We start from the raw sequence: 12,103 nt of genomic DNA on the forward strand, positions 1-12,103 counted from the left end.
ACGGAGTAGTTGACTCCATGCTGTGTGTCGGGACATTGCCATCAATAGTCTGATGAGCCATAGGGGCTGTGCAGCAGTTGGACTCGCAGGACGAAGCGTTCGGAGTCCTCGCCCCGCGTGGGCACGCAGATCGTCGTGGCGACGGACGCATCGAGGCCCAGGGCAGTCTGCGCCTCGTGGTCGATCAGCAGCTTCGCCTGGTCAGCCTCGTCGGGCTTGAACATGGCGACAAAGACCCATGCTGAGAGTCGTCCCCATCGCACGTTGGGGAACATCATCTCCAGACGTCGGGCGACGACGAACATGGTCTCGTCCTCACGGGCTTGAGCGTCTGCTGGGAGAACGTCCACACGGACTGCGGCGTCACCGCTCGTCGTGGCAGCGCGCAGGAGGTCCATGGTCTCGCGCTGATTGAGGGTCTGTGTGGCTGGGTCGTGGCCGGCGAGGCCTCCGGAGATCGTCGGGAACGAGGACTGGCTGACGCTGGACCGCACCGGCCGCAGCATCACGACCCAATCGCTTCGACTTGTCCGCGAGGTGGGGTCGACCTTGTGAATGTGGGCGGAGGTGCGCATTCGCCCATCCAGAAGGTTGAGGTCGATCGGTTGGCCATCCTCGAACGGAAGGGGGCGACCGAGAATTTGCGTTGCGGTGAGGTCGCGTTGTGGCCGCTGTCCCGTGAGTTCGATGAGGCGATCGGCATTGCCGTTCCAGTCCTTCAGCCTGCCGAGGTGGTCGAACACGAACAGGAAGACACCGATGGAGTTGAGCAGACTGTCCGCGCGGGCTCTCGAGTTGCTCCAGTCGTCGGGGTGGCGCGCCACCCAGACAGCGAAGAGGGCGGCCAGGACGACCACGAACTGGGTCTGCTCGCTGGCTGAGACCTCCATCGCGATGATCGCGATCACCAGGACCTGGGACGTGAGTACGAAGATCCGAACGCGACGTCGAGGGTGCCGTTGACGGACGTTCAACGTCAGAATCACGCTCAGCAGCAGGGCGAAGCAGTAGGCCGCGTGGGCGATGAACGGCGCGGTGCGACGGAACTCGGCCGAGGAAAGCTCCGGGTACACCACCAAGCGGACGAACACGATCACCATCGGCTCTACGAAGAACATGATCGTCACGAGAGTGGGTATCGACCACCGACCCGACACGAGGCGCTGGGAAGCCACGAAGGCGGCGGCTGCGGCTGAGGCTGCGGCCGCGAGAATGCAGGCGTTCGCGCCGGAGTTGGAGCCGGGCTCGGCGTAGGTCCACGCAGCGCCGACCGACCAGAAGGCCGCTGCAATGCACAGGATCGCGATCGGCCGCGCGGCCGCGGAGGCGCGCACCGACAACAGAAAGCACGCAGCGACCAGAGCGACGGAGGCTGCAGCCAGATTGGCTCCGATCACCCCGTCATTGTGGCAGGCGGACCATGTTCAAACGGTGGAGCGGCCCAAACGGCACGTCGGGCTGCTTGCAAAATGACCACCGGAAGAGATGACAGCGGGGTTCGAGGCGTGCGGTCCCATCCGATGACACTGACTCCCTCTGGCGGCGACGAAACATCGGGTTCGACGCATGCACGATCACGGTCCTGCTCATTGGACCAAGGCGCTCGGGATCGGCCACACGACGGTCCCACCCGGTTACCTCGGGTGGGGCCGTTCCCTCTGATGTCGTCGTCCTTGTCCCACAGGACGGCGGCGGGCAGCTGCGCATACGACGTGACCACCTCAGCAATCATCTGCGTGTGGCGAGGAGCACGCTCAGCGCCAGGCGAACGTCGGCTGCTCGAGGTCGTCGACCCGGGTCGGGTCCCCCTCGAGTCCCAGCCGGCGGAACTGGAGCAGGACGGCTGCGGTGGGCGCATGGACGCGGTCGGTGTCCCCCAGCGGGATCTGGACCACGGGCCGGTCACTCTCCGGGATGTCCAGGAACCGCGGGGAGTCGCGTCGCAGCAGCTGGTGGAGTCCGACCCGGTAGACCGCCAGAACTTCGTCGGGCGACGGCCGCAGGTCCAGCGGTCCCCGGCCCCAGACCACGACCGGGGTGATGACGTAGCCCGAGCGCGTCGGGTAGTCGTCGAGCAGTCCGAGCACGTCGTCGCGGCCCAGCCTCACGCCGAGCTCCTCGTCCGTCTCCCGGAGCGCCGCGTCGACGGCGTCCTCCCCCTCGTCGATCCGACCGCCGGGCAGGGCCCACTGACCCGAATGCGTACGGAGGCGCCCGGAGCGCCGGCTCAGCAGGAAGGCCGCGCCACCGGAGACGTTGTCCATGCGCCCGTCGAGCTCGTGAACACCGGGTGCCGCCTCGTCCGCAGCGTCGCGGGGAGGGTCGACCCGGGCCTCGCGAGGCGCGGAGTCGACGAGGACGACGGCCACCGCCGCGTGACGCCTGCCTTCTGCGTCGGCCACTCGCCGCTCATGTCCCGCGAGGTGTGCGACGACCCGATCGCGGAGCGCGGCGTCGTACGGAACGGGCGTCGGAACTGTGAGGCTCATGGCCCCATTGTCCCGCGAGCGGGCATCAAGCCATCGAGGATCTCCGCCACGGGCACTTCGCAGGCACCGCGCCACTGCTGCCCCGCCCAGAGGTTGAGTGCCGAGGGGTCGTTCGCCGCGACCGCGGCGGCACGGAGCGGCCGGGTGAGATGGTGCAGGGCCGGATAGCCACTGGGCGCCGCTTCGTCGTGGTCGAGCACGAAGCGGTTCACCAGGGCTCTCGCCGGTCGGCCCGTGAACGCGCGGGTGAGGGTGGTCGAGGTGTACTGCGGGTCGGCGAGCGCGTTCTTGTGGAGGTCCGAGGCACCGCTCTCGGGGGCGCGGAGCACCGCGGTTCCCACCGCCACGGCGGACGCTCCCGCTGCCATGGACACGTCGACGTCCCCTGGAGTCGCGATGCCGCCGGCGGCCACGAGCGGGAGGGACACCGCCCCGGCCACCTCCTCGACGAGCTGGGACAACGGCATGTCGGCGGGCCAGGCGTCGGCGTCCCAGACACCCGAGTGCCCGCCTGCGGCGAAGCCCTGGACGACGAGTGCATCGACGCCAGCCGCGTCCGCACGACGCGCCTCCTGTGACGACGTCACGGTCTGCACGAGGACCGACCCGGCGCGGCGCAGGGCGTCGAGGACGGCTGGCGACGGGAGCCCGAACGTGAAGCTCACCACCGGGACCGGCTCGGCGACGAGCGCGGCGATCTTCGCGTCCCACGCGTCGTCGTCCTCGCACAGCGCCACAGGTGCGGCGTCGTGGAGGAGCCGCTCCGCCGTGGGCAGCAAGGAGCGCGCGTAATCGTCGTAGGCGGCTGGGGTGATCGGGTGGACGTTCGGGACGAAGAGGTTGACGCCGAACAGGTCCGTCCCGGCGTCGCGCACCTCTCGCACCTCGCGCGTCATCGCCTCGGCGCTCTTGTACCCCGCGGCGAGCTGGGCGAAGTGGCCCGCGCGGGCTGCGGCGACGACGAGGCCGGGGTTCGACGGCCCGCCCGCCATCGGCGCGACCCAGACGGGCTTGCTCCGGGCGAGGGGCGCAGGCAGACGTCGGGCAGGCGCGTGGGACATGGTCGTTCCTCTCGTCCGAGGTGCTCACCGACAGCAGCGAGCCGCTTCCAACGTAGTCACCGCGGAACATGGTCCACGTTTCGGACACCCGTCCCATTGGCGTGAAACTCTCGTAACCTACTCGTGTTTGGACACAACGGACGGAAGGCAGGTGGGCATGGGGATCATCGTCGCGTTTGCGCTGGCAGGCGGACTCGCCCAGCTCGTCGACGGCACCCTCGGCATGGGCTTCGGCGTCACCTCGGCCACCGTGCTGCTGTTCATGGGCGTCGCTCCGGTCACGGCGAGTGCCGCCACCCACGCGGCGAAGCTGCCGACGACACTGATCAGCGGCCTGTCGCACTGGCGCGAGGGCAACGTCGACACGGCGGTCCTGGTCCGTGTCGCGCTGCCGGGCGCGGTGGGCGGCTTCCTGGGCGCCGTCGTGCTCACCAACATCAGCCTCGCCTCGGCGAAGGGCTGGATGTCAGGCCTGCTGGTCTTCTTCGGCCTGGTGATCTTCGCCAGGTTCGGGCTCGGGGTGCGGCTGATCCCCACCCCCAGGAACGGCCACACGGCACGCTGGCTCTCACCGATCGGCCTGCTCGGCGGCTTCGTCGACGCCACCGGTGGCGGCGGCTGGGGCCCGGTCGTGACGCCCAGCCTGATGACCGTCACCCGCCACGAACCGCGCAAGATCGTGGGAACCGCGAATGCCGCCGAGTTCCTGGTGGCCGTCTCCGTCTCGTTCGGATTCCTCACCGGTGCCGCACAGCACGGGATCCCGTGGCTGCCCGTGATCGGCCTCGCGCTCGGCGGCATCGTCATGGCCCCGATCGCGGCGCGCCTGGCCGGTCGGCTCCCGCATGCCGCGATGGGCACGATGGTCGGCGGCCTGGTGATCCTGGTCAACTGCGTCACGATCTTCGACGCGCTGGGCGGACTGCCGAGCTGGCTCGACGCCCTGCTGATCCTGCTCGCGGTCGGCGTCACCGGCACGGTGGCCGTCAAGGCTTGGCGCCGCGAGAGGGACGAACGCAGAGCCGCGGTGCTGGTTCAGGCCTCCTGAGCCCCGCTCACCCGTCGGCGCAACAGATAGGTGTCCATCACCCAGCCGCGTGCTGTGCGGGCCTGCGCCCGGCGGCCCGCGATCTCGTCGGCAACCTCATCGAGCCGCCCGGACACCAGCTGCTCGTCGGACGAGCCGAGGTTCGCGCCCCACCAGATCCGCCAGGCCGACGGGACGGGAAGGCTCACGCATGTCAGCGAGCCGTCGAGCATGACGACGAGGTTGTCACCCTCGACGGCGTCCTCCAGCAGGCGACGCCCCGTGGTGATGGTGATCGGCCCGCCGATGGTGTTGAGCACGAGCCCGTGGCGCGCGGCGAGCAGCTGGACGCTGCTCAGGCCGGGCACCACCTCGACCGCGACGTCGACGATCCCGCGCTCGACGATGCGGTCGGCCAGCCGGATCGCCGAGTCGTAGAGGGCGGGGTCGCCCCACACGAGGATCGCGGCGTCACCGGGGTGCTCCAGCAGCGCCTCCTCGAAGGCCGCGGCGCGCGCCTCGTGCCAGTCGCGCACGGCGGCGCCGTAGTCGGTCGGGTCGGCACGGTCGCGCTCCGGATCCGGCACGTGGACGAGGCGCCACTCCCCCGTCACGTGCCGGTCGCAGATCGCCTCGCGCATGGCGATGAGGTCGGCCGTGCCCGGGTGCTGCTCGGTCTTGTCCGCGACGAGGAAGAAGTCGACCTCGTTGAGCACGCGTGCCGCCTGGGCGGTGACGAGCTCGGGGTCCCCCGGACCGAGACCGACGAGCGCGAGCCGGCGTGTCACGCGTCGTCCTCGAGGTCGCCCTCGACCTCCAGGTAGACGCGCGCCATCTCGGCCATGACCTCTGGGTCCGGCTCGTCCCACAGGCCACGGTCGGCCGCCTCGTTGAGCCGCTCGACGATCCCACGCAGCGCCCACGGGTTCGACCGGCGCATGAACTCCTGGTTCGTCTCGTCCAGGACGTACTCCTTCGCGAGCGACTCGTACATCCAGTCGTGGACGACGCCCGCGGTCGCGTCGAAGCCGAAGAGGTAGTCGACCGTGGCGGCCAGCTCGAACGCGCCCTTGTAGCCATGGCGCTGCATCGCCGAGATCCAGCGCGGGTTCACGACACGCGAGCGGAAGACGCGGTTCGTCTCCTCCTGCAGCGACCGCGTGCGCACCGCGTCGGGGGTGGTCGAGTCACCGACGTACGCCTTCGGCTCGGCGCCGGTCAGCGCGCGGACCGTGGCGATCATGCCGCCGTGGTACTGGAAGTAGTCGTCCGAGTCGGCGATGTCGTGCTCGCGCGAGTCGATGTTCTTCGCCGCGACCGCGATCCTGCGGTAGCTCGTCCGCATGTCGTCACTGGCCGCGACGCCGTCGAGCCCGCGGCCGTACGCGAAGCCACCCCACGCGGTGTAGACCTCGGCGAGGTCGGCGTCGTCGCGCCACGAGCCGGACTCCACCACCTGGAGGATGCCCGCGCCGTACGAGCCGGGCTTGGAGCCGAAGATGCGCGTCGTCGCACGGCGCTCGTCGCCGTGCTCGGCGAGGTCCTGACGCGTGTGCGCCCGGACGAAGTTCAGCTCGTCCGGCTCGTCGAGGCCTGCCACGAGCTGGACCGCGTCGTCGAGGATCTCGATGACGTGCGGGAACGCGTCGCGGAAGAACCCCGAGATGCGCACGGTGACGTCGATGCGCGGGCGACCGAGCTCCTCGAGGCCGATGACCTCGAGCCCGTTGACCCGGCGCGACGCCGGGTCCCACGTCGGCCGCACGCCCATCAGCGCGAGCACCTCGGCGATGTCGTCGCCCGACGTGCGCATCGCGGACGTGCCCCAGACCGAGAGGCCGACCGAGCGAGGGTGCTCGCCGGTGTCCTCGAGGTGGCGACTGACGAGCGACTCGGCCATCGCCTGGCCGGTGTCCCAGGCCAGTCGCGACGGCACAGCACGCGGATCGACGGTGTAGAAGTTCCGGCCCGTCGGAAGGACGTTCACGAGTCCGCGCAGCGGCGAGCCGGAGGGGCCCGCCTGGACGAAGCCGCCGTCGAGCGCGTGCAGGATGTTCGTCAGCTCGTCGGTCGTGGCCGCGAGGCGCGGTACGACCTGCTCGGCGGCGAACCGCAGGACGTCGCGGACCACCGGATCGTCGTGGAGCGTGTCGATCGCCTGCGGGTCCCAGTCCGCCTTCTCCATCGCCTCGACGAGGCCACGGGCCTGGGCCTCGACGGCGTCGACCTCGGCCATCGGGGCGTCGTCGGCGAGCCCGAGCGCTGCCCGCAGCCCCGGCAGGGCACGGTTCTGGCCGCCCCACACCTGCGTGGCGCGCAGCACCGCGAGGACGAGGTTCACGCGCCCCTCCCCCGCGGGTGCCTGGCCCAGGACGTGCAGGCCGTCGCGGATCTGGACGTCCTTGATCTCGCACAGCCAGCCGTCGACGTGCAGCAGGAAGTCGTCGAACTCCTCGTCGCCGGGTCGCTCCTCGAGGCCGAGGTCGCGGTGCATCTGGGCGGACTGCATGAGGGTCCAGATCTGTTGGCGGATCGCGGGCAGCTTGGGCGGGTCCATCGCGGCGACGTTGGCGTACTCGTCGAGCAGCTGCTCGAGCTTCGCGATGTCGCCGTAGCCCTCGGCCCGTGCCATCGGCGGGACGAGGTGGTCGACGATCGTGGCGTGGGCCCGGCGCTTGGCCTGGGCGCCCTCGCCCGGGTCGTTGACGAGGAACGGGTAGATCAGCGGCATGCTGCCGATCGCTGCGTCGGTGGCGCACGCCGCCGACAGCGCGGCGTTCTTGCCCGGCAGCCACTCCATCGAGCCGTGCTTGCCCAGGTGGACGACCGCGTCGGCACCGAAGCCCTGCTCGAGCCATCGGTAGGCCGCGAGGTAGTGGTGCGACGGGGGCATGTCCGGGTCGTGGTAGATCGCGACCGGGTTCTCGCCGAAGCCGCGCGGCGGCTGGATGAGGATCACGACGTTGCCCGCCCGCAGGGTCGCCAGGACGATGTCGCCGGCGTCATCGACGAACAGCGAGCCGGGCGCCTCGCCCCAGGTCTCCACCATCTCCTCGCGCAGCGCAGCGGGCAGGTGGGCGGTCCACCGGAGGTAGTCGTCGCGGCTGATCCGCACGTGCGACTCGCTCAGCTGGGCCTGAGTCAGCCACTCCTCGTCCTGGCCGCCGGCCTCGATGAGCGCGTGGATCAGGGCGTTGCCCGACGTCGTGTCCGGCTCCTCCCCCTCGACCGGCGGCAGCGGGTCGAGACCCGGGATCGCGCCGGGCTCACCGAGGTCGTAGCCGGCGTCGCGCAGCTGGCGGAGCAGCCGGATGGCCGACACGGGAGTGTCCAGCCCGACTGCGTTGCCGATGCGGCTGTGCTTGGTGGGGTAGGCCGACAGCACGAGGGCGACCTTGCGCTCGGCCGGCGGCACGTGGCGCAGGCGCGCGTGGTTCACCGCGATGCCGGCCACGCGGGCGCAGCGCTCGGCGTCGGTGACGTAGCGCGGCAGGCCGTCGGCATCGACCTCCTTGAAGGAGAACGGCACCGTGATGAGGCGCCCGTCGAACTCCGGGATGGCGATCTGGGTGGCGGAGTCGAGCGGGGTCACGCCGTCGTCGGACGCCTCCCACTCCGCGCGGCTGGAGGTGAGTGCGAGCGCCTGGAGGACGGGCACGTCCAGCGCCCGCAGCCGCTCGACGTCCCACGACTCGTCGTCCCCGCCGGCGCTCACCGCCGCAGGCTTCGAGCCGCCGGCGGCCAGGACCGTGACGACGATCGCGTCGAGCGTGCCGAGCTCGGCGAAGAGGTCGTCGGCCGCCGCGCGCAGCGACGAGACGTAGACCGGCACGCCGCAGGCCCGGCCGGTGGCATCGATGGCATCGGCCAGCTCGTGGGCGAAGGCGTGGTTCCCGCTGACCTCGTGGGCCCGGTAGTAGAGGATGCCGACCCGTGGCAGGTCGCTCGGCGCGGGCTGGCGGCTCACACCCCACTCCGGCAGCAGCGCCGGCGGCTCGAATCCCTCACCGGTCAGCAGCACCGTGTCGGACAGGAACGCGTGCAGCTGGCGCAGGTTCTCGGTGCCGCCCTCGGCGAGGTAGCGGTGGGCCTCGGCGCAGATGCCGATCGGCACCGTCGACAGCTCCATCAGCGCGGCGTTGGGCGTGCGCTCGCCGCCGAGCACGACGAGCGGCCGGCCGGACTGCCGGATGACCGCTGCGACGTCGCGCACGTCCTCGGGCGATCCGAGCACGCGCAGGACCACGAGATCGGCGTCGGCGGTGAGCTCGTCCCGCCTTTCGTCCGTGACGCGGGCCGGGTTGGCCCAGGTGTAGTCCGCGCCGCTGGCACGGGCCGAGAGCAGGTCGGTGTCCGACGTGGACATGAGGGCGATGCGGGTCATGGGGCTCCTTGGGTGGAGGTGGTCGGGGAGGCGGGACGCGGGTCGAGGAGGGTCATGGCTGCCACACCACGGTCAGCGCGCCGGTGATGCGATGGCGCTCGACGAAGGCCTTCACGCCGTAGACGTCGGCGACGAGCTCCTCGGTGATCACCTGGACGGGCGTCCCGGCGGCAACGACGCGGCCGTCGGCGAGGACGACGATCTCGTCGCAGTACGCCGCCGCGAGGTTGAGGTCGTGCAGCGCGGCGACGGCGGTGACCTCCGCGTCGCGGACGAGCCGCAGCACGTCCAGCTGGTGTCGGACGTCGAGGTGGTTGGTCGGCTCGTCGAGCAGCAGGACCTCGGGGTCCTGGGCCAGCGCGCGGGCGATCTGCACGCGCTGCCGCTCGCCGCCGGACAGCGTCGCGTAGGGCTGCTCGAGCCGGTCCAGGACTCCGGTCGCCGCGGCGGCGCGACGGATGGCCTCGACGTCCCGCTCCCCCACGGGCTGCCACGAGCGCCGGTGCGGGATGCGACCGAGCTCGATGACGTCACGGACCAGCGGGTCGGTGTCGGTGGCCGACTCCTGCTCGACCACGCCGACCCGCTGGGCGATCTCGCGGCGACGCAGGGACGCGAGGTCGTCGTCGCCGAGGCGGACGACGCCGGTCGTGGGCGCGCGCAGGCCCGCGAGGAGGCGGAGGAGGCTCGACTTGCCCGAGCCGTTGGGGCCGAGCAGGCCGACCATCGAGCCGGGTGCGGCCGTGATGCTGACGCCGTCGACGATCAGCCGGTCACGGACCGACCACGAGACGGTGTGAGCGGTGAGGTTCATGCCCGCGCACCCTTCCGCCGCAGCAGGATGAGGGCGAAGGCAGGGACGCCCAGCAGGGCGGTGGCGACACCGACCGGGAGCTCCTGCGGCGCGATGACGGTGCGGGCCGCGGTGTCGACCCAGACCAGGAACACGGCCCCGCTGATCGCCGCGAGCGGCAGCATCCGCCGGTGGTTGACGCCCACCATCGCCCGCGCGACGTGCGGCAGCACGAGTCCGACGAACCCGATCGCCCCCGAGGTGCTGACGATGACCGCGGTGGTCAGGGCGGTCACGACGAGCAGGATCAGTCGCGCACGGGCCACGTCGATGCCGAGCGTGGCCGCGCTGTCCTGGCCGAAGGCGAACGCGTCGAGCGTCGACGCCAACAGCAGGCACGCGATCACGGCCCCGACCACCGTCACACCGACGACCGCGACGTCGGACCAGGAGGCGCTGCCCAGCGACCCGAGCAGCCAGAAGAGGACGCCGCGCGTCTGCTCCGCGTCGGCGGAGGTGAAGACGATGAACGACGTCAGCGCCGAGAACAGCTGGGTGGCCGCGACTCCGGCTAGGACGACGCGGTCGGTGGTCCCGCCGGCCGCCGCGGCCAGGACGAGCACGAGCAGGAAGGCCCCGATGGCGCCGACGAACGCTCCGGCGGCCAGGCCCACCGCGCCCGCACCGACCCCGAGGACGACGATCGACACGGCTCCGGTCGAGGCACCGGAGGAGACACCCAGCACGAATGGGTCGGCCAGCGGGTTCCGCAGCAGGGACTGCAGGATGACGCCGCACACGGCCAGCCCGGCACCGCAGGCCGCCGCGAGCAGCGTGCGCGGCAGCCGCAGGTCCCAGACGATGCCCTCCTGGATCCGGCTCAGCCCGGACTCGCCCCCGGCCAGTCGCGACCACGCGAGGGACACGACCGACCGCGGACCCACGTCGGAGGGTCCGATCGTGACCGCGATGCAGGCCGAGGCCACCAGCAGGGCCAGCCCTGCGGAGCCCAGGAACCAGGCGCGCCGGGTCGTCGTCACCGTGAGAGGCCGAAGTCGGCCAGTGCGTCGGCGACCTGCTCCAGTCCTTCGACGGTGCGGATCGAGGGGTTCAGGGCGGCGCCGGTGAGGGCGACGTAGCGGCGGTTCCTCACCGCCGTCATCTCGCGGGTGACCGGGTTGGTCTCGAGGAACTCGATCTTGGCCTTCGCCGTCTCGGCCGTCTGGCTCTTGCGGGTGAGGTCGCCGATCACGAGGACGTCGGGGTCACGCTCCGCGACCGTCTCCCAGCCGATCTGGGGCCACTCGGACTTCGTGTCGTCGAAGACGTTCTTCAGGCCCAGGGCCCGGGTGATGATGCCGGGCCCGCCGCAGCAGCCGGCCATGTAGGGCGCCTCGCTGTTGGCGAACCAGTAGAGGACGGTGACCTCGTCCTCCGGCGCCTTCGCGGACGCTGCGGCCACCCGGTCCTGCAGGCTGGCGACGAGCTCCTCGCCCTGCGCCTCGACGTCGAGCAGCTCGGCGAGCTCGGTGACCTCCCGGTAGATCGTGTCGATCTCGAGGACGCCGGTGCGCGCGCCGTCGCCGTCGCCCTCGTTCTCCTTGCCCTCGCACTCGGCGGGCGACAGGTACGTGGGGACGCCGAGCTTCTCGAAGGCGTCCGCCGAGCCGACGCCGCCCTGGCCGAGCACGCTCGCGAACGAGGCGGTGACGAGGTCGGGCTCGGTCTGGAGCACCCGCTCCATCGAGGGCGCGCTGTCCGCGAGGCGCTCGACCTTCGCGTTGTCCTCCTCGAGGCCCTTCATGACGGGATCGGTCCAGGTGGACGTGCCGGCCATGCGGTCGGCGAGCCCGAGGGACAGCAGGATCTCGGTCGAACCTTGGTTGAGCGACACGATGCGCTCGGGAGGGGCCGTGACGGCGGTGGTGCGACCGCAGTTCTCGACCTCGCGCGGGTAGCCCGCGGCGGTCTCGGCATCGGGGGTGGCATCGCTGCTCGAGCAGGCGCTCAGCGCGAGCGCGGCACCGACGAGCAGGACGAGGGGACGACGGGATGGAGTACGCACGGACGCGGTCCTTCGAGGTCTGGGGCTCTTTCGCGAAGCCCGGTGGACCAAACGGCGGTCGCCGTGAGGGCCAGCAGGTCTTCGGACTCGGGATCGACCGGACGGAGCGCCTTCCCAGACCTCTCGGTCCAGTGGCTTCGTGCCCCGCCCGTCACCCTCACCGCTGCGCGTCAGTCCCGGACTCTCACCGGGTTCCCTGGCTCATCGCTGAGTTTGACTGGCGCCACGAACGTAGCAGCCCGTCCGCCGATGCGTCGCCAGGAGGGTGCCTGACACCATGACCG

At 71.1% G+C, this 12,103-nt stretch carries 9 protein-coding genes and 1 riboswitch; of the genes, 1 reads left to right on the forward strand and 8 read right to left on the reverse strand.

The features are described 5' to 3' along the window. Positions 1 to 41 precede the first annotated feature (41 nt). The 3 genes from B2363_RS05160 to B2363_RS05170 all read right to left on the reverse strand — a co-directional run bounded on the left by B2363_RS05160 (position 42) and on the right by B2363_RS05170 (position 3,550). The gene (locus tag B2363_RS05160) at positions 42 to 1,397 is read right to left on the reverse strand and encodes a hypothetical protein (RefSeq protein WP_286928894.1); all 1,356 of its coding nucleotides are present in this window, start codon (positions 1,395 to 1,397) and stop codon (positions 42 to 44) included. A 357-nt stretch (positions 1,398 to 1,754) separates the two neighbouring features. Next, the gene (locus tag B2363_RS05165) at positions 1,755 to 2,489 is read right to left on the reverse strand and encodes an NUDIX hydrolase (protein WP_286928896.1); all 735 of its coding nucleotides are present in this window, start codon (positions 2,487 to 2,489) and stop codon (positions 1,755 to 1,757) included. After that, complete coding sequence (locus tag B2363_RS05170; RefSeq protein ID WP_286928898.1) at positions 2,486 to 3,550, reverse strand: nitronate monooxygenase; 1,065 nt, start codon at positions 3,548 to 3,550, stop codon at positions 2,486 to 2,488. Before B2363_RS05170 ends, B2363_RS05165 begins: the two co-directional genes overlap by 4 nt. A gap of 157 nt (positions 3,551 to 3,707) precedes the next feature. Here B2363_RS05170 and B2363_RS05175 point away from each other — a divergent pair, with 157 nt between their 5' ends. Next, positions 3,708 to 4,598 (forward strand): sulfite exporter TauE/SafE family protein, encoded by an 891-nt coding sequence (locus B2363_RS05175; RefSeq protein ID WP_286928899.1) that lies wholly within the window; start codon positions 3,708 to 3,710, stop codon positions 4,596 to 4,598. Here the strand turns inward: B2363_RS05175 and cobF are convergent. Genes cobF through B2363_RS05200 form a run of 5 tightly spaced genes read right to left on the reverse strand, consistent with a single transcriptional unit; the run spans position 4,586 to position 11,819 of the window. Next, on the reverse strand, positions 4,586 to 5,365 hold the full coding sequence (cobF, locus tag B2363_RS05180) for a precorrin-6A synthase (deacetylating) (RefSeq protein ID WP_286928901.1): 780 nt from the start codon (positions 5,363 to 5,365) through the stop codon (positions 4,586 to 4,588). The two genes, B2363_RS05175 and cobF, sit on opposite strands and share 13 nt — an antisense overlap. Further along, complete coding sequence (gene cobN, locus B2363_RS05185) at positions 5,362 to 8,961, reverse strand: cobaltochelatase subunit CobN (RefSeq protein WP_286928903.1); 3,600 nt, start codon at positions 8,959 to 8,961, stop codon at positions 5,362 to 5,364. Before cobN ends, cobF begins: the two co-directional genes overlap by 4 nt. A gap of 52 nt (positions 8,962 to 9,013) precedes the next feature. Further along, the gene (locus tag B2363_RS05190; RefSeq protein WP_181755685.1) at positions 9,014 to 9,775 is read right to left on the reverse strand and encodes an ABC transporter ATP-binding protein; all 762 of its coding nucleotides are present in this window, start codon (positions 9,773 to 9,775) and stop codon (positions 9,014 to 9,016) included. Continuing rightward, on the reverse strand, positions 9,772 to 10,794 hold the full coding sequence (locus tag B2363_RS05195; protein ID WP_181755684.1) for a FecCD family ABC transporter permease: 1,023 nt from the start codon (positions 10,792 to 10,794) through the stop codon (positions 9,772 to 9,774). The genes B2363_RS05190 and B2363_RS05195 overlap by 4 nt, the downstream gene beginning before the upstream one ends. Continuing rightward, positions 10,791 to 11,819: an ABC transporter substrate-binding protein gene (locus tag B2363_RS05200; protein ID WP_286928906.1), complete on the reverse strand. Its 1,029-nt coding sequence runs from the start codon at positions 11,817 to 11,819 to the stop codon at positions 10,791 to 10,793. The genes B2363_RS05195 and B2363_RS05200 overlap by 4 nt, the downstream gene beginning before the upstream one ends. 55 nt (positions 11,820 to 11,874) lie before the next feature. Then, a riboswitch (cobalamin riboswitch) is annotated at positions 11,875 to 12,055 on the reverse strand. Positions 12,056 to 12,103 lie beyond the last annotated feature (48 nt).

The sequence above is a fragment of the Aeromicrobium sp. UBA7512 genome, assembly GCF_002476985.1.
Taxonomy (GTDB): domain Bacteria; phylum Actinomycetota; class Actinomycetes; order Propionibacteriales; family Nocardioidaceae; genus Aeromicrobium; species Aeromicrobium phoceense.